We start from the raw sequence: 22,418 nt of genomic DNA, 5'->3' as shown, positions 1-22,418 counted from the left end.
TCGCCGTCGACAACCCGATCCCGGCGCCGCCGTTCTGGGGCACCCGCGTCATCAAGGGCATCCAGCTCAAGGAGTACGCCTCCTGGCTCGACGAGACGGCGCTCTTCCGGGGGCAGTGGGGGCTGACCAAGGACCTCGTCGAGAGCGAGGGACGGCCGCGCCTGCGCGGTCTGCTGGACCGGCTCCAGACGGAGAACATGCTCGAAGCGGCCGTGGTGCACGGCTACTTCCCCTGCGTGTCCAAGGACGACGACCTGATCATCCTGGACGAGCACGGGGGCGAGCGCACCCGGTTCACCTTCCCGCGGCAGAGCCGTGGCCGGCACCTGTGCCTGGCGGACTTCTTCCGCCCGGAGGGATCAGGCGAGGTCGACGTCGTGGGCCTGCAGGTCGTCACCGTCGGATCGAAGATCGGTGAGGCGACCGCCGAGCTGTTCGCGTCCAACGCCTACCGCGACTACCTCGAACTGCACGGCCTGTCCGTCCAGTTGGCCGAGGCCCTCGCCGAGTACTGGCACGCCCGCGTGCGCGCCGAACTCGGCATCGCGGCGGACGACCCGAGCTCGCTCGACGCGATGTTCCGCACCGAGTACCAGGGCTGCCGCTACTCCCTCGGCTATCCGGCCTGTCCCGAGCTGTCGGACCGCGCCAAGATCGCCGAGTTGCTCGGGCCCGAGCGGATCGGCGTCCAGCTGTCGGAGGAGTTCCAGCTGCACCCCGAGCAGTCGACGGACGCGATCGTCGTCCACCACCCGCAGGCGAGCTACTTCAACGCGGGAGGCCGCGCATGACGACCTTTTCCTTCGAGTTCTTCCCGCCGAAGTCCGCCGCGGGCGAGCGGACGCTGTGGCAGACGATCCGTCAGGTCGAGGCGATGCGACCGGACTTCGTCTCCGTGACCTACGGCGCGGGCGGATCGTCGCGGGACCGGACCATCGAGGTGACCCGGCTGATCAAGTCGCAGACGACGCTGCGTCCGGTCGCGCACCTCACCGCCGTGGGCCACTCGGTGACCGAGCTGCGGCACATCATCGGCGCCTACGCTGACGCCGGCATCAAGGACGTCCTCGTGCTGCGCGGCGACCCCCCGGGCGACCCGAACGGACCCTGGGTCGCGCACCCGGACGGCTTCCGGCACGCGGCCGAACTCGTGGAGCTCGTACGCTCGTTGGGGAACTTCACCATCGGCGTCGCCGCCTTCCCCGAGCGGCATCCCCGCTCCCCGGACTGGGACACCGACATCCGGCACTTCGTGGCCAAGTGCCGGGCGGGCGCCGACTACGCGATCACGCAGATGTTCTTCCACGTCGAGGACTATCTGCGGCTGCGCGACCGGGTGGCCGCGGCCGGCTGCGACATCCCGATCGTGCCCGAGATCATGCCCGCCACCGACATCCGCCAGATCCGCCGGTTCGCCGAGCTCAGCGACGCGTCCTTCCCCGACGACCTGGCCCACCGGCTCGCCGACGCGTACGGCGACCCCGAAGCGGGCCACCGCATCGGCGTCGAGTACGCCACCGGCATGGCCGAACGCCTCCTCGCCGAGGGCGCGCCCGGACTGCACTACATCACCCTGAACAGGTCCACCGCGGCCCTGGACATCCACCGAAACGTCATCAGTTCAAGGAGCATTCGTGTCGCCTGAGTTCACGGACTTCAAGGTCGCCGACCTCTCCCTGGCCGAGTTCGGCCGCAAGGAGATCACCCTCGCCGAGCACGAGATGCCGGGCCTGATGGCGATCCGCAAGGAGTACGCGGCGACGCAGCCGCTGGCCGGGGCCCGCATCACCGGCTCCCTGCACATGACGGTCCAGACGGCCGTCCTCATCGAGACCCTGGTCGCCCTGGGCGCCGAGGTCCGCTGGGTCTCCTGCAACATCTACTCCACCCAGGACCACGCCGCGGCCGCGATCGCCGCCGCCGGGATCCCGGTGTTCGCCTGGAAGGGCGAGACGCTCGAGGAGTACTGGTGGTGCACGGAGCAGGCGCTGACCTGGCCGGACTCGCCCACCGGCGGCCCGAACATGATCCTGGACGACGGCGGTGACGCCACCCTCCTCGTCCACAAGGGCGTCGAGTACCAGAAGACCGGCGAGCTGCCCGAGGCCTCCAACGACGAACTCGCCGTCGTACGCGCCCTGTTGGAGCGCTCCACCCTCAACTGGTCGCTCATCACGTCGGAGATCCGCGGCGTGACGGAGGAGACCACGACGGGTGTCCACCGCCTGTACGAGATGCAGCGCGACGGTGTCCTGCTGTTCCCCGCGATCAATGTGAACGACGCGGTGACGAAGTCGAAGTTCGACAACAAGTACGGCTGCCGCCACTCCCTGATCGACGGCATCAACCGCGCCACGGACGTCCTCATCGGCGGCAAGACCGCCCTCGTGTTCGGCTACGGCGACGTCGGCAAGGGCTGCGCGGAGTCGCTGCGCGGCCAGGGCGCGCGCGTCATCGTCACGGAGATCGACCCGATCTGCGCGCTGCAGGCGGCGATGGACGGCTACCAGGTCACGACGCTCGACGAGGTCGTCGACCAGGTCGACATCTTCGTGACGACGACCGGCAACAAGGACATCATCATGGCGAGCGACATGGCCAAGATGAAGCACCAGGCGATCGTCGGGAACATCGGCCACTTCGACAACGAGATCGACATGGCCGGTCTCGCAAAGATCGACGGGATCGTGAAGGACGAGGTCAAGCCGCAGGTCCACACGTGGACGTTCCCCGACGGCAAGGTCCTCATCGTGCTGTCCGAGGGCCGCCTGCTCAACCTGGGCAACGCGACCGGCCACCCGTCGTTCGTGATGTCCAACAGCTTCGCGGACCAGACCCTCGCGCAGATCGAGCTGTTCACGAAGCAGGCCGAGTACCCGACCGACGTGTACGTGCTGCCCAAGCACCTCGACGAGAAGGTCGCCCGCCTCCACCTGGACGCACTCGGCGTCAAGCTCACCGAGCTGCGCCCGGAGCAGGCCTCGTACATCGGTGTCGACGTCAACGGCCCCTACAAGCCGGACCACTACCGCTACTGAGCGCAAGCGCGCGAAACGCGGGAAGCGCAGCGCTCGGGCCACCCCGTGCAGGGGGTGGCCCGAGCGCTGCGCTTCCCGGCATCGCCCGTCAGAGGCTGCTGGCGGTGATGTCGCCGTAGGACGTGGTGGCGCTGATGTTCAGGCCCGCGCCGGCGCCCTCGGAGTTCTTCAGCGCGTTGCTGATCCGGCCGTAGTTGGTGCTGGCGTCGAAGGTGGCGGAGACGCCCTGCGCGGCGCCGACGGTGATGTTGCCGTGCTGCGTGGTCAGGGAGACGGCGCCCTGCACGGCCTCGGCGACGGTCAAGTCGCCCTTCTGCGTGCTGATTTCGGCCGGGCCGTCCACACGGCCGACGGTGATGTCCCCGGTGGCGAGGGTGAGCCGGGCGCTGCCGGTCTCCTCGAGCTTGACCGTGCCCGTGGCGCCCTCGTAGGTGACGTCGCCGAGGCGGCCGACGCCGCTCAGTTCGGCGACGGAGGTCTTGGCGTCGACCCGGGAACCGGCGGGCAGTTCGACGGTGACGTCGAGGGTGCCGGGGTGGCCGACCTTCCGGGTCACCTCGTCGGGCGTCTCGACCCGCAGGACCCCCTTGTCGAAGACGACCGTCACCTGCTCCGCGGCCTTCACGTCACGGCTCTTGGAGGGGTTGGCCGGCAGGACCTCGACGGTGGCGTCGGCCCGGTCCGTGGCGATGAACCGGACATTTCCGATCGGGATGTCCAGGACGGCCGCGATGGGGGCGGGGGCGTCGAACGTGTGGCGGGTTCCCTGGTTGTTCGTCATCGTGTGCTCCTTCAAGCGCGTCGTTTTCTGATGATGGAAACGCTACGTTGCGTTCAGAAAACTGGCAAGAGACACGTTGCGAGTATTGGCCATTCTTGCAGGTAGTTGAAGAGAAATCGTTGCAGCAGCCCTGAGCTTAATGCAACAGATTGCGACGTAAACGTTGCAATCACTTGTGGCTGAACGCTCAGGACCGTGCATCTTCCTGCACGCTTCCCCCATCCGCTCGAGCGGCGGTGGAGGAACGTCGGAGCGCGCGGCGGCAGGCAGATCCGGCACCTGGCTCATATCGGGCGGCACCGACCGTGACGGCACGCAACGTGCACCACGATGGGTGATCGAGTCCAACTCGACCGTACGGAAAGGGAATCACCCTTGAGCCAGCCCCCCGCCACCCCCCACAGCCTCCCGATGGACCGCGACGCGGGCCCCTTCGACCCGCCCCGGGACCTGACCCGGCTGCGCGAGACCCGCCCCGTCAGCCCGCTGGTCTTCCCCGACGGCCACGAGGGCTGGCTGGTCACCGGCCACGCCGAGGCCCGCCGGCTGCTGGCCGACACCCGGTTCAGCTCCCGCCAGGACCTCGGCGTCCTCCACATGCCGTACGAGCTTCCCGGCATGCCCGCCCCCACCGAACCGCAGCCGCAGGTGCCGGGCCTGTTCATCTCCATGGACCCGCCGGACCACACCCGGCTGCGGCGCATGCTCACCGGCGCGTTCACCGTCAAGCGCATGAAGGAGCTCGAGGGGCACATCAACGACATCGCCGAGCAACAGCTGGCGCGGATGGCGCAGTTGACCCCGCCGGTCGACCTGGTCAAGGAGTTCGCGCTGCCGGTGCCCGTGCTGGTGATCTGCGAACTGCTCGGCATCCCCTACGAGGACCGCACGAGCTTCCAGGCCGACGCGGCCACGTTCATGGAGAAGGACGTGGTGCTCGAAGAGAAGATCGCCGCCTACACCGGGCTGACCACGTACCTGGCCGACCTGGTCGCGCGCAAACGCGCCGAGCCCGGCGAGGACATCCTGTCCGACCTGGCCCGCCGCGACGACCTCACCCTCGACGAACTGACCGGCGTCGCCTTCCTGTTGCTGATCGCGGGCCACGAGACCACCGCGAACATGCTGGGACTCGGCGCGTTCGCGCTGCTCGAGAACCCCGAGCAGGCGGCCGCGCTGCGCGCCGAACCGGAGCTGATGCCCGACGCCGTCGAGGAGCTCATGCGGTACCTGGCCGTCGCCGACATCTTCTTCCGGTACGCCACCGAGGACATCGAGCTGGGTGACGAGACGATCGGCAAGGGCTCGACCGTCGTCGTCTCCCTGCTGGCCACGGGACATGACGGGCGGCGCTTCGAGAACCCCGACACCCTGGACGTCCACCGCAGGGCCCGCGGCCACCTCGCCTTCGGGCACGGCGTGCACCAGTGCCTCGGCCAGCAGCTGGCCCGCATCGAGATGCGGGCCGCCTTCGCCGGACTGCTGCGCCGCTTCCCGACCCTCCGACTCGCCGTGCCCGCCGCCGAGGTGAGGCTCAGGACCGACATGAACGTCTACGGCGTCCACGCACTGCCGGTCACGTGGACGCAGCAGGCTCCGTAGGCTCGGCGGGACCGTCCTCGGCCGTGTCCGTCCTGGTGTAGAGCACCTCGCGGCCCTGTTCGGCCGCGCGGATGAGGGCTTCGCCGACGAAGTCGAGGAAGCGCGCGGCGTTCTCCAGGCGGTTGGCGGCCGGGGTGCCGCGGCCGAGGATGCCGACGCTCTGCCGTGCCACCTCGATGAACTGGTCGTTGGCGCGGGCGCTGCGCACCATCGACTGGTACCAGAGGTCGTCGTCCACGGTGTAGAACTCGCGGCGCCCGCCGCGGTCGCGGCGGATGAGGGCCAGGCCCTCCAGATACGTGATCGCCTTGGAGATGGAGGCCGGACTGACCTCCAGGCGCTGGGCGAGGTCGGAGGCGGTCAGGCTGCCGGAGTCGGTGGTGTAGAGGGAGCCGAGGACCCTGGCCATCATCTTGGGCAGGCCGGAGGTCATGAACACCGTGGTGAGCGCCTCCTGGTAGTCGCGCACCGCCTCCGCGTCCCGCCCGTACGGCTGCGCGGAGACCTGCCCGGGTCCCGACGCCGTCTGCCGGCGGCGGTGGGTGCGCTGCTGGGTGGCCCGGTGGGCGAGGTCGGCGCGGTAGCCGGTGGCGCCTCCGTTGCGCGTCACCTCGCGCGTGATGGTGGAGGTCGGACGGTCCAGGCGGCGGGCGATCTCGGCGTAGGCCAGGCCGTCGGCCAGTCCCACCGCGATCTGCTGCCGCTCCTGCTGGGTGAGTCTGCCTCCCGGCATCAGGGCCCCCTCGTGGGTGTGGTGTGCGCTCCGAACGCCGTCACCATAGCGTTCATCCTCAGTGATTGCAACGAACGCCGTCCAGGTCGTTGCATTAAACGAGAGGGCTCCGCAACGATTATTGCCGTGTGACCTGCACGTTCTCCTTGCTTACGCAAAAGAAGTGTTGCCTAGATATGGAAAGCAATATAGCGTTTCCAGTGTTCTGAACGACGAAGCGCAGACTCTGAGGCGCCCGTACAAGGAGAGCCACGATGCAGAAGTTCGACACCTCCGCCCCGATCTCCGTCGTCCTCGACGTCAACGCCGGGCGGGTCCAGTTCATCGCCGCCGAGCGCACCAGCACCACGGTCGAGGTCCTGCCCGCACGCGCCTCCAAGGGCCGCGACGTGAAGGCCGCCGAGCAGACCACCGTCGCGTTCGAGGACGGGGTCCTGCGGATCGCGAACGCGGTGAAGAACCAGTACCTCGGCCCGACCGGAGCCGTCGAGGTCACCGTGAAGCTGCCCGCCGGCTCCCGCGTCCAGGCCAAGGCCGCCAGCGCGGAGCTGCGCACGGTCGGCCGCCTCGGCGACGTCGCCTTCGAGGGCGCCTACCGTCAGATCAAGCTGGACGAGACCGCGGGGCTGCAGCTGACCGCCGTCGACGGTGACGTCGAGGTCGGCCGCCTGGGCGGGCCCGCCGAGATCAGCACGGCCCGCGGCGACATCCTCGTCACCGAGGCCATGGGCGGCACGGTCGTCCTGCGTACGCAGTCCGGTGACATCACCGTCGGCGCCGCCGCCGGAGTCTCCGCCGCCCTGGACGCCGGCACGACCCACGGCCGGATCAACAACGCCCTGAAGAACGACGGCACTTCCGCCCTCGACATCCGCGCCACCACGTCCAACGGCGACATCACCGCCCGCAGCCTCTGACCGGCGGCCCCGCCATGGCGGTCGGCAGACGGCGCAGAACCACTCCTGAAAAACCGCGATTCCCTCCTCACCCGGCCTCGACTCGGCCCGGCGGGGAGGGAATCGTCATGTGCGGGGTGTCACCAGGCGACCGGCATGCTCTTGACCCCGGCCATGGAGGCGGTGCCGCTCTGCACGATCTCGTCCTCCGGCACGGCGAGCCGCAGCGTCGGGAAGCGGTTGAGGAGCGCCGGGAGCGCCACCCGCAGCTCGACCCGGGCCAGTTGCTGGCCGATGCACTGGTGGATGCCGTGGCTGAAGGCGATCTGGCTGACCCCGTCGCGCCCGATGTCCAGGCCGTCCGGAGCCTCGAAGTACTTGGGGTCGCGGTTGGCCTGCGCCAGGTGCAGCGTGACGGTCTCGCCCTTGCGCACGAGCTTCCCGTCGAGCTCCACGTCCTCCAGCGCGGTGCGGATGATGACCGGCACGATGGTGAGGTAGCGCAGCAGTTCCTCGACCGCGGCCTCCGTCGTGGACGGGTCGGCGCGCAGCGCGGCGAGTTGCTCGGGATTCTTCAGCAGGGCCCAGGTGCCCAGCGAGATCATGCTGGACGTGGTCTCCAGGCCGGCGCCGAGCAGCATGACACCGATGTTCGCCAGTTCCTGGTCGGTGAGGTCGCTCTTGGTGAGGCCGCTGAGCATGTCGTCACCGGGGTGCGAGCGCTTCTTCTCGACGAGCTTGCCGACGTACTCCTGCAGGTCGGTGACCGCCTTCGCCCAGTCCTCGGGCGATATCGTCTCGCCGGGCCTGCTGGCCGTGATCACGACCGCCTGGCGCAGGAACTCCTCCTGGTCCTCGAAGGGGACCCCGAGCATCTCGCAGATCATCGCGGTGGGCACCGGCAGCGAGAACGCCGTCACGAGGTCGGTCGGCGGGCCGACCCGCTCCATCTCGTCGAGCTGGGCGGCCGTGACCTGCTCGATCCGCTCGGTCAGCTTGCGGATGCGGCGCACGGTGAACTCGCCGGCCAGCAGCCGCCGGTAGCGGGCGTGCTCCGGCGCGTCCATCCCCGTGAAGTCGCCGGGCTCGGCGGGCGGGTAGGGGCCGACCGTGCCGGTCTCGTAGGGCAGGTGCAGCAGGTCGTAGCGGATGCTGAACCGGGGATCGGCGAGCACCGAACGCGTCACGTCACGGGTGGTGGTGAGCCAGCCGACGTGCCCGTCGGGATACGTGAGCCGGTCGAGTGCGGGCCGCTCACGGAGCTCGGCAGGAGGATCGAAGGGACAGCCACCGGGCCGATCGACCGGCAGGGTGGGGATGTCCGAAGCCTGGGTGGTGTCCATAGCGCAACACTCGCTCACCTGACGGGCCCTCACAATGCCTGACCTGCCGGGAGGGCGCAGCGGGGCGAGTTCGGGCGATACGCCTTGACAGGACCCCTGCCGGCACCCGCTGTCCGCCCCGGGTTCCCTGTCCTGGCACCAGGACAGGAACGCCCGGCGGCTCAAGCCGGACTGGAGCGTGCCGAGAGAACCTTGAGGCCTGTCCTTGAACTCCCGGGGCAGTGAGGGAAAGGGTGACAGGCTCCCATGACCACGACCACCGTGAACCCCGAAACGCTGTGGATACGCCGCTTCCGGCAGCCGGAGCCCGCCGCGGTGCAGCTCGTCTGCCTCCCGCACGCCGGGGGCAACGCGTCCTTCTTCGTCCCGATGGCCCGCGCGCTCGCCGGCCGGTGCGAGGTCCTCGCGGTCCAGTACCCGGGACGGCACGAGCGGATCGGGGAACCGCTGCTCGACTCGGTGGAGCAGCTGGCCGACGGGCTCCTCCCCGTGCTGCGGCATCAACTGCACGGCCCTGTCGCCCTGTTCGGGCACAGCCTGGGCGCGACCGTCGCCTTCGAACTGGCCCGCCGCCTCGAGGAGTCGGGCACGGTGCCCGCGGCGCTGTTCGTCTCGGCCCGGCCCGCGCCGTCCCGGCAGCGGTTCAGCAGGGTCCACCTCGGTACGGATGCCGAACTGCTCGCCCGGATGCGGTCGTTGGGCGGCACGGACGACGACATCCTCAAGGACGGCGACCTGTTGCGCCTCGCCCTGCCCATCGTCCGCAACGACTACAAGGCCGCCGAGACCTACCGCTTCCGCGGCGGCCGGCCCCTGAGCTGTCCGGTGCACATGCTCACCGGCCGCGACGACACGGTGCTCACCGAGGACGACGCGCGCGCCTGGGCCGACCACACCACCGGGCCGTTCACCCTGCACACCTACGACGGCGGGCACTTCTACCTCGTGGAGCACGAGCAGGAGGTCCTGGACACGATCGCCGGGGCACTCCTGCCCGCCTGACCACGACGGGAACGGCTCAGAGAACCGCGCCCTCCCGGGTCCGCCTGCGCATCTTCGGCCTGCTGGAGCGGCCGAGGTCCGCCCACATGTCCGACAGGCCACTGATGGTGCGCGCCGCGAACAGCGTGCGGATGGACACCTCCAGGTTCAGCTCCGCCCGGATCAGGCCGGTCAGCCTGATCGCCCGCAGCGAGTTGCCGCCGAGGTCGAAGAAGTCGTCGTCGATGCCGACCCGTTCGAGTTCGAGGACCTCGGCGAACGCCGTGGCGAGGGTCCGCTCGGTGTCGTTGCGGGGGGCCCGGTACGTCCCGTCGTCGAACGCGGGCTCCGGCAGCGCCGCCCGGTCCACGCGCCCGTCGGCCGTCACCGGCAGCGCCTCCAGGACCGTGAAGACCGTCGGCACCATGACCTCGGGCAGCCGCCCCGTGGCGAACCGGCGCAGCTCGTCCGCCGACACGCTCCGGCCGGCCGCCGCCACCACGTAGGCCACGAGGCGCTGCTGCCCGGTGTCGTCCGGCCTGGCGTCCACGGCCGCCTGCGCGAGGTCGGTGTGCTCGGACAGTGCGTCCTCGACCTCGGCCCACTCGACGCGGATGCCGCGCACGTCCGACTGGGCGCCGACCCGGCCCACGTACTCGAGGCGCCCGTCGTCGCTCCAGCGCACCCGGTCGCCCGTGCGGTACATGCGCGATCCGGGCGGGCCGAACGGGCAGGGCACGAACCGCTCGGCGGTCGCTCCCGGCCGCCCGGGGTGACCGCGCGTCACGCCGGGTCCGCCCACGTACAACTCGCCGGTGACTCCCACGGGCACCGGCGCGAGGCCCGGTCCCAGCACGTAGCGGGCGCTGCCGTCGGTCGTCACGTGGCCGTCGAGGACCGTCAGGCCGGGGCAGGCCTCGCGCACCCGGCGCAGCGCGGCCGCGGAGACGCGTTCGCCCCCGGTCCACACCTCGCGGAGCCCGGCGAGGCCCTCGGGGCGCTGCGCCGCGATCGCGGAGAACAGGCCCGCGGGCAGCCACGCCGCGGACAGGCCCGGCGCCTGCAGCGCATCGGTGTCGAGGTCCCCGGCGGGGGCCACGACGGCCCGGCCGCCGTTCAGGAGCGCCACCCACAGGTCGAGGGCGAACGCGTCACTGGCGTGCGGGGCGTGCCACAGCACGCCGCCACGGCCGGCTTCCGCGCGCTGCCCGGCGAGCCGCACCACGTTGCGGTGCGTCACGCCGACTGCCGTGTCCGCACCGGTCGTTGACGTGCCGCGCACGACGGCCAGCAGACCGTCCTCGTACGCGGGAACGGACTCGGGCGCACCCGTCGCGTCCGCCGCGAGGTCCGCGGCCACGAGCACCGGCACCGCGAGGCCGTCGCCGAGCGCACCGGCCGTCGCCACGTCGGTGAGCAGGGCTCCCGCCGAGGCGTCGGCGAGCAGCGTCGCGATCCCGTCGGCGGGCGACGCGGGGTCGACCGGCGCATGGGCCGCGCCCGCCTTCGCCACGGCCAGCAGCGCGACGGCCAGCTCCACCGACCGGGGCAGCGCCACCGCCACGACCGTCTCGGGTGCGACGTGCCGCGAGCGCAGCGCCGCGGCCAGCCGGTCCGAGCGCTCGTCCAACTCCCGGTAGGACACGGTGGATTCGCCCGACACCAGCGCGACCGCGTCGGGCGTCTCCTGCACCTGCCGGGCGAACAGCCCGGTGACCGTCCCCTGCGGCGCGGCCGCGTCCGGGGCCGTGAGCACCCGCTCCCGGTCGGCGCCCGCCAGCAGGTCGAGGGCGCCGACCGGCCGCTCGCCGTCGGCCACCACGGCGCGGATGTACGCGATCAACTCCTCGCCGATGAACCGCAGTTCGGCACGGTCGTACAGGCTCTCGGGAGCGTCGAGCCGGATGAACAGGTCGCTGTCGGGGCTGCCGTCCGCGTACACGCCGATCGACAGTTCCTCGAAGGTCCCGGTCGTCGCGCCGGAGTAGCTCGCCGGGCTGTCGCCGAAGTGGAGCTGCTCCGCGAACTCGACGACGTTCAGGACGGCGCCGTAACTGCCGCGGCCGCTCATCGCGGTGCCGCTCGCCCGCTGGATGTCCGAGTAGTGGCAGGCCGCGTGGTCGGAGATCTCGTACGTCTCGTCGACGATCGCGTCGGCGAGGTCGGCGGCGCTCGCGTCCAGCGGGGCCTTCACCCGCACCGGCACCACGTTCACGGCCAGGCCGGGTGTCCTGCTCGCGACCCCGATGCGGTTGCCCACGGCCAGTGAGAAGAGGAACTCCGGGCGGTCGCAGCGGTGCCGGAAGTAGACCGCTGCGGCCCCGGCGAGCAGTTGCGACATCCAGATGCCGGAGGCCTTCGCGGCCTCGGTCCACGCGTCCGACTCGGCGCGCGGGACGGTCAGGGTGCGGCTGACCATGCCGATGGTCCCGGCCACCTCGGACCAGCGGTCGGCGCTGCTCAGCGGCTCGTTGAGGGTGGCGCGCAGGGCGTCGGGCAGGGCGACGCGCGGCACCTGCGCGGGCGCGGGCGCGTCCGTCAGGTAGTCGCGCCAGAACGCGCTGTCCTCGGTGAACTGCTCGGAGGAGCGGTAGGCGACCGCCTCGGCGGCGAACGACTCGGCGTCCCACGGGTGCGGCAGCGGCGCCACGTCCTGCCCGCGCAGCAGCGCGGTGTACACCTCGGCGAGGCGCTTGGAGAGCAGGCCGCCCGCACCGTACCCGTCGGAGACGAGGTGGTGGTAGGCGATCACCAGGAGGGAGCGGGCCGGCGCGAGCCTGACCACGCCGAGCCGCAGCAGCAGGTCGTTCGCCAGGTCGAACGGCTCCCGCACCAGGTCGGCCAGCTCCTCGCGGGCCGCCTGCTCGGGGTCGTCCCGGTCACTGAGGTCGAGGAAGAAGGGCCGCCAGTCGCCGAGTTCACGGGTGCGCAGGCGCAGCCCGCCGCCCTCGCCTCCGGCTCCGCCCTCGCCTCCCTCGTCGACGAAGTTGACGCGCAGCACCTCCGCCTCGCCCATCACGTGCAGGAACGCCGACTCCATGACGGCCGCGTCGAGTTCGCCGTCCACGTCCCACATGGTCAGTGCATGGTTCGGCGTGTCAGGAGCCAGTTGCTGCGCCCGCCACATCCCTTCATGCGCAGATGACGCACCGAACGTACGCACACAGATCAACCCCTCAGCGTTTTCAGCGATTTGAACGTTTCCAGCGATTTGAGCGTTTTCAGCGATTGGTGGACGTTCATCGCGGGCCGCCCTGGGCCAGCGAGGACGTGATGTGCTCGGCGATCCGCCGCGGTGTCGGGTGGCGCAGCACCGCGTTCGCCCGCAGCTTGAGTCCGCTCGACGCGGTCAGGCGCTTGCTCAGGCCCGAGGACAGCATCGAGTCGAAGCCGAGGCTCATGAACTCGTCGTCGGGGCCGACCGTGTCGGTACCGGTGTGGCCGAGCACGAGGGCGACCTGCGCGACGACGTGGTCGAGGACGAGCGCCCCCGCCTCGTCGGCGGTCAGACCCCCGAGCCGCTCCGACAGCGGGACGAGACGCTCGTCCTCGCCCGCGGGCTGCTGCTCCGACGAGGAGACCTCGGCCGCCGTCGTGTGCGTCGAGCTCAGCCAGTACCGCTGCCGCTGGAAGGCGTACGTCGGCAGGTCCACCCGGCGGCGCGCGGTGAACAGGGCGTCCCAGTCCACCGAGCCGCCCCTCACGTGGAACGCGGCCAACGAGCCGAGCACGGCGGCCACTTCGCCGCCGCCGCGCCGCGTCGACGACAGCACCAGCGCGTCGGCGCCCCCGGCCAGGTCCTCGACCGTCTCCTCCACCGGGACGGTCAGCACGGGGTGCGGGCTCATCTCGATGAACACCCCGAACCCGTCCTCGGCCAGGCGCCGGACGGACGTCTCGAACAGGACCCGTTCGCGCAGGTTGTTGTACCAGTACTCGGCGTTCAGGCCCGCGGTGTCGGTCGGCTTCCCGTACAGCGTCGAGTAGAAGGGCAGCGCCGACGTCTTCGGGTGTACGTCGCCCAGCGCACCGATCACCTGGTCACGGACCCGGGTCACGTGGTGGGAGTGCGAGGCGTAGGCGACGGGGATCCTGCGGGCCTGCGCGCCCTCGGCCTGCATCTTGGCGACGAACTCGTCGATGGCGTCGGGCTCCCCGGACACCACCGTGGAACGCGGCCCGTTGACGACGGCGACGCCGACCTTCTCGCGCCACGGCCCGAGCCGCTCCTCCACCACGGCCTCGGACTCCGCGACGGACGCCATCGTGCCGTGCCCGATCAGATCGACCAGGGCCTTGCTGCGCAGCGCCACGATCTTGGCGGCGTCCCGCAGGGACAGCGCACCGCACACGTGGGCGGCGGCTATCTCGCCCTGGCTGTGGCCGACCACCGCGGCCGGTTCCACGCCCCAGGACCGCCACAGGGCGGCCATCGACACCATGATCGAGAACAGGGCGGGCTGGACGACGTCCACGCGCTCCAGGTCGGCGGCGCCCTCCGCGCCGCGCACCACGTCGAGCAGCGACCAGTCGACCCACTCGGCGAGTGCGGCCGCGCACGCGTCGAGGCTCTGCGCGAACACCGGGAAGGCGTCGTACAGTTCGCGGCCCATGCCGACCCACTGCGAGCCCTGGCCCGGGAACACGAAGGCGACCTGACCGAGGCTCCCGGTGCTCCCGCGGACCACCGCGGGGGACTCCGTGCCGGTGCTCAACGCCGTGAGGGCGTCGGCGAGTTCGGCCCGGTCATGCCCGAGGACCACCGCGCGGTGCTCGAACCGCGACCGCTGCGCCACCAGGGACCAGGCGGCGCCCGCGAGGTCGGGACCCGCCCCGGCGGAGGCGAACTCGCCCAGCTTGCGCGCCTGTTGCTCCAGCGCCTTGGCGGTCCTGCCGGACACCAGCCACGGCACGAGACCGCCGACGACGCCCCCGGCTTCTTGTTTCTGGTCCTGGTCCTGGTCCTGTGCCGGGGCCTCTTCGAGGATCACGTGCGCGTTGGTGCCGCTGACGCCGAACGACGACACTCCGGCCCGCCGCGGGCCGTCCCCGCGGGGCCACTCACGGCCCTCCGCGAGCAGCTCGACCCCGCCGGACGACCAGTCCACGTGCCGCGAAGGGGCGTCCACGTGCAGGCTCTTGGGGAGGTGGCCGTGGCGCAGGGCCTGCACGGTCTTGATGACCCCGCCGACTCCGGCGGCGGCCTGCGCGTGCCCCATGTTCGACTTCAGGGAGCCCAGCCACAGCGGCCTGCCCTCGGCCCGGTCCTGCCCGTACGTCGCGAGGAGCGCGCCCGCCTCGATGGGGTCGCCCAGGGTGGTCCCGGTGCCGTGCGCCTCGACGAGGTCGACGTCGCGGGCGGCGACCCCGGCGTTGGCCAGGGCCCGCCGGATCACCTTCTCCTGGGCGCGGCCGTTGGGGGCGGTCAGCCCGTTGCTGGCCCCGTCCTGGTTGACCGCGGAGCCGCGGACCAGCGCGAGCACCGGGTGGTTGTTGCGGCGGGCGTCGGAGAGCCGCTCCAGGAGCAGGACGCCGACGCCCTCGGCCCAGCCCGTGCCGTCGGCCGCGTCCGCGAAGGCCTTGCAGCGGCCGTCGGGCGACAGTGCCTCCTGCCGGGCGAACTCGACGAACGCCGCGGGCGTCGACATCACCAGGGCCCCGCCCGCGAGGGCCAGCGAGCACTCCCCCGACCGCAGCGACTGCACCGCCATGTGCAGGGCCACGAGCGACGACGAGCAGGCCGTGTCCAGGGACACCGAGGGGCCGGTCAGACCCAGCTGGTACGAGACCCGGCCGGTCGCCACGCTCAGCGAACTGCCGTACAGCAGATAGCCCTCGAGGTCGCTGTTGCCCGACTCCAGGAAACGCCAGCCGTACTCGGTCGAGCTGACCCCGGAGAAGACGCCGACCTCGGCCCCGCGCACCCGGGCGGGCACGATGCCCGCGCGCTCGAAGGCCTCCCACGACGTCTCCAGGAGCAGCCGGTGGTGGGGGTCGACGGCGAGCGCCTCGCGCGGGCTGATGCCGAAGAACTCCGCGTCGAACCCCGCCACGTCGGCCAGGAACCCGCCCTGGTTCGTGTACGTACGGCCGATCGCGTCGCGGTCCGTGTCGTACACGTCCCGCCAGCCGCGGTCGTCGGGGAACGCGCCGACGACGTCCCGGCCCTCGCGGACCACGTCCCACAGGTCCTCGGGCGAGGCCACGCCTCCCGGGTAGCGGCAGGCCATGGACACCACGGCGATCGGTTCGCCGCGGCCCGCCTTGAGGGCGTCGTTCTCCTGCCGCAGGCGGTCGCGCTCCTCGAGCAGCGTGCGCAGCGCCCGCTGGACCCGGTCGCCGCCGTCCGCCGGGCGATCGCCGGAGTTGGTCATGTCGCTCACCGCTTCTCCTCCAGAGCCAGGTCGACCAGTGCTTCCAGGTCCATCTCCGACAGGCCGTCCGAGAGTCCGTCCGCGCCGCTGTCCGCAGCGCCGTCCGCAGCGGTGTCCGCGTCCGGCGCGGGCGGGCCCGCGCAGGCCAGGACCTGCTCCAGGAGGCCCGCGGCGCGCAGGCTCTCGACCGAGACGTTCCGCAGTGCTTCGCGGAGAGCTGCGTCCTCGTCGGCCGGGCCCGCATCCTGCTGCGGGCGCAGCAGTCCGAGCAGGTGGTCGGCGAGTTCGCGGGGTGTCGGGTAGCTGAAGACGAGGGTGGACGCGAGGCGCAGTCCGGTCGCGGACGACAGGCGGTTGCAGACCTCGACCGCGGTCAGCGAGTCGAAGCCGAGCGTGGTGAACGCCTGGTCGACGTCGACGACCGCGCCTGAGGTGTGCCCGAGGACGAGCGCGACCTGCTCGCGGACCCAGTCGAGGGTGGCCGCGGCCGCCTCGTCGGCGGACAGGGCGGCCAGGCGCGCGGCCAGGCCGGGCCCGCCGCTGCTCTTGGCCGCGGCGGTCCTGCCCCGGCGCGGGCGGCCGCTGTCGACGAGGTCGCGCAGCAGCGGCGGCAGTTCGTCGCCGCCGCGGCCCCGCAGCGCGGTGAGGTCGACGCGGGCCGGGACGAGGACCGCCTGGTCGAGGGCGGTCGCCGCGTCGAACAGGGCCAGTGCCTCGGTGGTCGGCATCGCGGCGATGCCCATCCGCCGCAGCCGGGACAGGTCGGCCTGGTCGAGGGTGCCCGCCATGCCGTCGCTCTGCTCCCACCAGCCCCAGCACAGCGAGGTGCCGGGCAGGCCGGCGGCCCTGCGCTGGGCGGCGAGACCGTCCAGGAACCCGTTGGCCGCCGCGTAGTTGGCCTGTCCCGCGTTGCCGAGCTGGCCGGCCAGGGCGGAGAACTCGATGAACGCCGACAGGGTGTGCTCCCGGGTCAGCTCGTGCAGGGTGAGCGCGCCGCCCGCCTTGGCGTGCAGCACCCGGTCGACGCTGTCGCCGGTCAGGGACTCGACGGTGCCGTCCGCGAGGACGCCCGCCGCGTGCACGACCGCGGTCAGCGGATACCGTCCGGGCAGGTCCGTGAGCAGCTCCGCCACGGCCGCCCGGTCGGCGACGTCGCAGGCCACGACGCGGACGGTGGCGCCCGCGCCCTCCAGGTCGGCGACCAGTTCGGCGGCGCCGTCGGCGGCCGGGCCGCGGCGGCTGGTCAACAGCAGGCTGCGGACGCCGCGTTCGGCGACCAGGTGCCGCGCCACCACCGAGCCCACTCCCCCGGTGCCGCCGGTGACCAGGACGGTGCCGCCGCCGAGGTCGTCGCCCAGGTCGAAGACCAGCTTTCCGACGTGGCGGCCCTGGCTCATCTCGCGGAACGTCCGGCGCGCGTCGCGGATGTCGCGCACGGAGACCGGGCTCAGCCGGACCGCACCGTCGGCGAACAGCCGCATGACGGCGCGGAACATGCCCTCGATCGTCTCGGGGCCCGACGCGTACAGGTCGAACGCCCGGTAGTCGACCCCGGGGTGGTCCGCCGCCACCCGCTCGGGGTCACGGATGTCCGTCTTGCCCATCTCGATGAAGTCCCCGCCCTCGGGAAGCAGCGTGAGGGAGGCGTCGACGAAGGAGTGCGCGAGGGAGTTCAGGACGACGTCGACCCCGCGCCCGCCCGAGGTGCGCAGGAACTTCTCGGCGAACTCCAGGTCGCGCGAGGAGGAGAGGTGCTCGTCGTCGATGCCCTGAGCGCGCAGCGCGGGCCACTTGGCCGGGCTCGCGGTGGCGTAGATCTCGGCGCCGACGTGCCGGGCGAGTTGGACGGCGGCCATCCCGACGCCGCCGGCGGCGGCGTGGATGAGGATCCGCTGGCCCTTCTTGAGCTTCATCACCTCGAAGAGCGCGTAGTACGCGGTGAGGAAGGTGCACGGCATGGACGCCGCGTCGGCGAAGCTCCAGCCGTCGGGGACGGGGGTGAGCATGCGGTGGTCGGCGACGGCGACGCGGCCGAACGAACCGGAGAAGATGCCCGTCACCCGGTCTCCCGGCGCCAGGCCCGGCACGTCGTCGGCGACTTCGAGGACGACTCCGGCGCCCTCGCTGCCGAGTCCGGCGTCGATGGCCGTACGGTCCACGAGCCCCAACGCGATCGTGACGTCACGGAAGTTGAGGCCCGCGGCCCGGACCGCGATGCGGACCTGGCCGCTCGTCAGCGGCTCGGCGACCTCGGGGCTCGGCACCCAGACGAGGTTCTCCAGCGTGCCCTTGTCCGGGATGCCGAGGCGGTGGGTGTCGTCGGCCGGGGCCGGCAGCCGGTGGTCGGCGGGCGCGGCGGGCGCCAGCCGCGGCACGAGCAACTCGCCGCGGCGCAGGGCCAGTTGGTCCTCGCCCAGGGCGAGCGCGTCCGCGAGCCGTGCCCAGGAGGCCGCATCGTCGTCGAGGTCGACGAGCCGGAACCTGCCCGGGTGCTCGGTCTGCGCCGAGCGGACCAGACCCCACACCGAGGCGCCGGGAAGGCTCTCGACGCGTTCCCCTGCCCCGGTGTCGAAGGCGAGGCGGGTGAGGACGACGAGCTTCGATCCGGCGGCCCGGTCGTCGGCGAGGAAGCGCTGCGCCCAGTCGAGGACGCGCTTGCCGGCGTCGCCGACCGCGGTGAGCGGATCGGCGTCGGCGGTCACGAAGTCGTCCAGGAACAGGGCGAGTTGACCGGGCACCTCCCCCGCGAGGGCGTCGTCGAAGGACGTGTACAGCGCCACGCCGTCGTCGCCCGCCGCGGCCAGCCGCCCGGCCAGGCCGTCCCGCGTGCCGAGCACGCCGAACCGCCCGGCCCGGGACTCGGAACCACCGGACTGCACCGGCCGCCACCGCACCTCGTACAGCGACTGCTGCTGTCCGCCGCGCGCCGCGCGCACCTGTTCGGCGCTCGCGGGGCGGAAGGTCAGGGCCCCGATGTGCGCGAGGGCGCGGCCGTGTGCGTCGGCGATCGTGAGGGACACGACGCCCTCGCCCGACGGGCGCAGCCGGACCCGGACGTCGGGGCCGCACGCCGCGGCCAGGTCGACGCCCGACCACGAGAACGGCATCCAGCCCTGCTCGCCCGTCACTTCGATGAACCCGCCGGCGACGGCCGCGTGCAGCACGGTGTCGAGCAGCGCGGGATGCACGACGAATCCGCCGTCGGCCGGGCCACCCTCGTCCTGCGGCAGGCTCGCGAGGGCGAAGAGGTCGTCGCCGCTGCGCCAGACCTCGCGCAGCCCGCGGAACGCCGGGCCGTAGTCGAAGCCCGCGTCCGCGAAGGTGTCGTAGAGGGCGTCGATGCCGATCCGCTCGGCACCGGCCGGCGGCCACGCGGCGAGCGCACGCGCGTCGTCGGCCCGGGCGCCCGCGGCCTCCGGCCCGGCTTCCGTCCGCGCCGCCAGGGTGCCGCGCGCGTGCCGGACCCAGTCGGCCGTCTGCGCACCGTCCGCGCCGCCGTCGCCGTCGTCGCCGTCCGCGCCGGAGCGCGAGTACACGTCGATGCCGCGGCGTCCCGTCTCGTCCTGGGCGCCGACGACGATCCGTACCTGTACGTCGCCCGCGTCCGGCAGGATCAGCGGGACTTCCAGGGTGAGTTCCTCGACCGCCGCGCAGCCGACGTGGTCGCCGACCGACAGGGCGAGGTCCAGATGGGCCGTCGCCGGTACGACGACGGCGCCGAACACCGCGTGGTCGGCCAGCCAGTCGTGGGTGCGCAGCGACCACAGGCCGGTGAACACCACCTCGTCGGTGCCGGGGTGCTCCACCACCGCGCCGAGCAGCGGGTGTCCCGGGGCGGCCAGACCGGCGGAGGCGACGTCCGCCGACCCCATCCCGGACAGCAGGTCGAGCCAGTAGTGCTGCCGCTGGAACGCGTACGTCGGTACGTCCACGACCGGGCCCGTCCCGAACACGGCGTGCCAGTCGACCGGCCCGCCGTGGACGTGCAGCCCGGCGAGCGCGCCGAGCAGCGCCCGCGCCGCAGGACGGTCGCGGCGCGACGCCGACAGGACCAGTACGTCGTCGACGCCCTCGGCGGCGAAGGCCTCCGCGGTCATGCTCGCGAGCGTGGCGCCCGGGCCCACCTCGAGGAAGATCTGCGCCCCGGCCGCGCGGGCCTGCTCCACGGCGTCGTAGAAGCGGACGGGTTCGCGGACGTGGTCCACCCAGTGGGCGACGGACGTCAGTTCCCCGAGCGTGGCCTCGCGGCCGAGCCGGGTCGAGACGATCGGGATCGTCAGCCCGCCGTCGCCCGGCAGCCCGTCGAGCGCCGCGGCGAACTCGTCCAGGACCGGGTCCATCAGCGGGGAGTGGAAGGCGTGGTCGACGGGGAGCAGCTTCGCGGACGTGCCCTCGGCGACGAGCCGGTCCCGCAGCGCGTGGACGTGCTCGCGCAGGCCCGAGACGACGACGGACTCCGGGCCGTTGACGGCGGCGATGCCGACGCGGTCGTACGCGTCGAGCAGCGGCTGGATCCGGGCTTCGCAGGCGCGCACGGCGAGCATGGCGCCGCGTTCGGTGACGGTCTGCATGACCCGGCCGCGGGCGGCGACGAGCTTCGTCGCGGTGTCGAGGTCGAGGACCCCGGAGACGTGGGCGGCGGCGATCTCGCCGACGGAGTGCCCGATCAGGCGGTCGGGCCGCGGACCGTACTGCGCGACGAGCCGGTACAGGCTGACCTGGAGGGTGAACAGCGCGGGCTGCGCGATGTCCGTGCGCTCGGGGTCGGCGGGCTCGTCGGACAGGAGCAACGGCTTGAGGGCGAACGGCAGATGGGCGTCGAAACGGGCGCAGATCTCGTCGAGGCTGCGCGCGAAGACGGGGAAGGCCTCGTACAACGGCTTGGCCGCCCCGGCCCAGGGAGAGCCCTGGCCGGGGAACATGAAGACGCAGCCGTCCAGTTCCCTGGCGACGCCGTGCACTTCCCCTGCGGCCTCGGTGCCCTCGCCCAGCGCGGTGAGTGCGCTCAACAGTTCGTCGCGGTCGCGGCCGATGACCACCGCGCGGTGGTCGAACCGCGCCCGGGTCGCCACCAGGGACCGGCCGATGTCAACAAGCCCGTCGAGCCCATCCAGCCCATCGAGCCCGTCGCGATCGGTGACGTACGCGCGCAGCTTCTGCGCCTGTGCCCGCAGCGCCTGTTCCGAGCGTGCCGACAGGACCCAGGGCACGAGCCCGTCGGGGAGGTTCACGGGGTCGGGCGCCGGCTCCTGCGCGGGTGCGGGCCCGGCCTCGGACGCGGTCTGGCACTCGGGCGCGGGCTCGGGGGCCGGCTCGCCCTGCGGGGCCTCTTCGAGGATGAGGTGGGCGTTGGTGCCGCTGGCCCCGAAGCTGGAGACGCCCGCGCGGCGCGGGCGCCCGTCGGGCTGCCACGGCCGCGCCTCGGTCAGCAGCTCCACGGCCCCCGCCGACCAGTCGACGTGCGAGGACGGGGCGTCCACGTGCAGGGTCCTGGGCAGCACGCCGTGCCGCATCGCCATGATCATCTTGATGATGCCGCCGACCCCGGCGGCGGCCTGCGTGTGCCCGATGTTGGACTTCAACGAGCCCAGCCACAAAGGCTGTTCGGCCGGGCGGTCCTGCCCGTACGTCGCCAGGAGCGCCTGCGCCTCGATCGGGTCACCCAGCGTCGTGCCCGTGCCGTGCGCCTCCACCGCGTCCACGTCACCGGCCGACAGACCGGCGTTCGCGAGGGCCGCCCGGATCACCTTCTGCTGCGCCGGGCCGCTGGGCGCCGTCAGGCCGTTGGACGCGCCGTCCTGGTTGACCGCGGAGCCACGGATCACGGCCCATATCCGGCGCCCGTTGCGCAGCGCGTCCGACAGGCGCTCCAGGACCAGCACACCCGCGCCCTCGGCGAACCCGGTGCCGTCGGCGGCCTCCGCGAACGCCTTGCACCGGCCGTCGGCCGACAGGCCCCGCTGCCGCGCGAACTCCCGGAACACCTGCGTCGTTCCCATCACCGTGACGCCACCGGCCAGGGCGAGACCGCACTCGCCCTGCCGCAGCGACTGCACCGCCTGGTGGACGGCGACGAGCGATGCCGAGCACGCGGTGTCGACCGACACGGCAGGACCTTCGAGACCCAGCGTGTACGAGACCCGGCCCGAGGCCACGCTCAGCAGGGAGCCGGTCTGCCCGTAGCCCGAGACGGCCTCGGGGGTCGCGAAGTGGTTGCCGTAGCCGAAGTAGGCGATGCCGGTGAAGACGCCGGTGTCGCTGCCGCGCAGCGTCCCCGGGTCGATCCCGGCCCGCTCGAGCGACTCCCACGACGTCTCCAGGAGCAGCCGCTGCTGCGGGTCGGCGGCGAGCGCCTCGCGGGGGTTGATCCCGAAGAACTCGGCGTCGAAGTCGCCCGCGTCGTACAGGAATCCGCCCGAGCGCGTGTAGCAGGTGTTGGGCCGGTCCGGGTCCGGGTCGTACAGGCCCTCCAGGTCCCAGTCGCGGTCCTCGGGGAAGCCCGCGACGGCGTCCGTGCCCGTGCGCACCACGTCCCACAGGTCCTCGGGAGAGGCGACGCCGCCCGGGAAGCGGCAGGCGACGCCGACCACCGCGACCGGCTCGGCGGCGGCGTCCGTCAGCTCCTTGAGGCGCTTGCGGGTCTCGATCAGCTCGATCGAGGTCCGCCTGA

General features: G+C 72.3%; 12 protein-coding genes. 6 read left to right on the top strand and 6 right to left on the bottom strand.

From position 1 onward, the window contains the following. The 3 genes from ACIBUY_RS41390 to ahcY form a co-directional block, all read left to right on the top strand. On the top strand, positions 1-791 hold a 791-nt coding region (locus tag ACIBUY_RS41390), incomplete at its 5' end, for a vitamin B12 dependent-methionine synthase activation domain-containing protein (RefSeq protein ID WP_365580909.1). Further along, positions 788-1,645 carry a methylenetetrahydrofolate reductase [NAD(P)H] gene (metF, locus tag ACIBUY_RS41385; protein ID WP_365580906.1) on the top strand — a complete coding sequence of 286 codons (858 nt, stop codon included), beginning with the start codon at positions 788-790 and terminating at the stop codon, positions 1,643-1,645. The genes ACIBUY_RS41390 and metF, both read left to right, overlap by 4 nt. Further along, the gene (ahcY, locus tag ACIBUY_RS41380; protein ID WP_399155438.1) at positions 1,635-3,038 is read left to right on the top strand and encodes an adenosylhomocysteinase; all 1,404 of its coding nucleotides are present in this window, start codon (positions 1,635-1,637) and stop codon (positions 3,036-3,038) included. Before metF ends, ahcY begins: the two co-directional genes overlap by 11 nt. A gap of 88 nt (positions 3,039-3,126) precedes the next feature. On the opposite strand, the gene ACIBUY_RS41375 is transcribed toward ahcY, so the two are convergent. Beyond that, positions 3,127-3,819: a DUF4097 family beta strand repeat-containing protein gene (locus ACIBUY_RS41375; protein WP_365578396.1), complete on the bottom strand. Its 693-nt coding sequence runs from the start codon at positions 3,817-3,819 to the stop codon at positions 3,127-3,129. A 411-nt stretch (positions 3,820-4,230) separates the two neighbouring features. On the opposite strand from ACIBUY_RS41375, the gene ACIBUY_RS41370 reads away from it, so the two are divergent. Beyond that, positions 4,231-5,421 (top strand): cytochrome P450, encoded by a 1,191-nt coding sequence (locus tag ACIBUY_RS41370; protein WP_399155440.1) that lies wholly within the window; start codon positions 4,231-4,233, stop codon positions 5,419-5,421. Here the strand turns inward: ACIBUY_RS41370 and ACIBUY_RS41365 are convergent. Continuing rightward, positions 5,396-6,154 (bottom strand): helix-turn-helix domain-containing protein, encoded by a 759-nt coding sequence (locus ACIBUY_RS41365; RefSeq protein WP_399155437.1) that lies wholly within the window; start codon positions 6,152-6,154, stop codon positions 5,396-5,398. The two genes, ACIBUY_RS41370 and ACIBUY_RS41365, sit on opposite strands and share 26 nt — an antisense overlap. Before the next feature lie 254 nt (positions 6,155-6,408). On the opposite strand from ACIBUY_RS41365, the gene ACIBUY_RS41360 reads away from it, so the two are divergent. Then, positions 6,409-7,071: a DUF4097 family beta strand repeat-containing protein gene (locus ACIBUY_RS41360; RefSeq protein WP_399155436.1), complete on the top strand. Its 663-nt coding sequence runs from the start codon at positions 6,409-6,411 to the stop codon at positions 7,069-7,071. 119 nt (positions 7,072-7,190) lie between these two features. Here ACIBUY_RS41360 and ACIBUY_RS41355 read toward each other — a convergent pair whose 3' ends face one another. Next, entirely contained in the window at positions 7,191-8,393 is a 1,203-nt protein-coding gene (locus ACIBUY_RS41355; protein ID WP_365578388.1) for a cytochrome P450, read from the bottom strand. Positions 8,394-8,639: 246 nt separating this feature from the next. Here ACIBUY_RS41355 and ACIBUY_RS41350 point away from each other — a divergent pair, with 246 nt between their 5' ends. After that, the gene (locus tag ACIBUY_RS41350; RefSeq protein ID WP_365578386.1) at positions 8,640-9,395 is read left to right on the top strand and encodes an alpha/beta fold hydrolase; all 756 of its coding nucleotides are present in this window, start codon (positions 8,640-8,642) and stop codon (positions 9,393-9,395) included. 16 nt (positions 9,396-9,411) lie between these two features. On the opposite strand, the gene ACIBUY_RS41345 is transcribed toward ACIBUY_RS41350, so the two are convergent. From ACIBUY_RS41345 to ACIBUY_RS41335, 3 genes are all read right to left on the bottom strand, one after another. After that, the gene (locus tag ACIBUY_RS41345; RefSeq protein WP_399155435.1) at positions 9,412-12,537 is read right to left on the bottom strand and encodes an AMP-binding protein; all 3,126 of its coding nucleotides are present in this window, start codon (positions 12,535-12,537) and stop codon (positions 9,412-9,414) included. Positions 12,538-12,613: 76 nt separating this feature from the next. Continuing rightward, positions 12,614-15,757 carry a type I polyketide synthase gene (locus ACIBUY_RS41340; RefSeq protein WP_399155434.1) on the bottom strand — a complete coding sequence of 1,048 codons (3,144 nt, stop codon included), beginning with the start codon at positions 15,755-15,757 and terminating at the stop codon, positions 12,614-12,616. Beyond that, positions 15,754-22,395: a type I polyketide synthase gene (locus ACIBUY_RS41335; protein WP_399155439.1), complete on the bottom strand. Its 6,642-nt coding sequence runs from the start codon at positions 22,393-22,395 to the stop codon at positions 15,754-15,756. Before ACIBUY_RS41335 ends, ACIBUY_RS41340 begins: the two co-directional genes overlap by 4 nt. Between the last annotated feature and the right edge of the window lie 23 nt (positions 22,396-22,418).

It is taken from the genome of Streptomyces sp. NPDC050085 (genome assembly GCF_044460595.1).
GTDB lineage: Bacteria > Actinomycetota > Actinomycetes > Streptomycetales > Streptomycetaceae > Streptomyces.
Note: the sequence above shows the minus strand (reverse complement) of the source record. Positions and strands in the feature narration are given on the sequence as shown.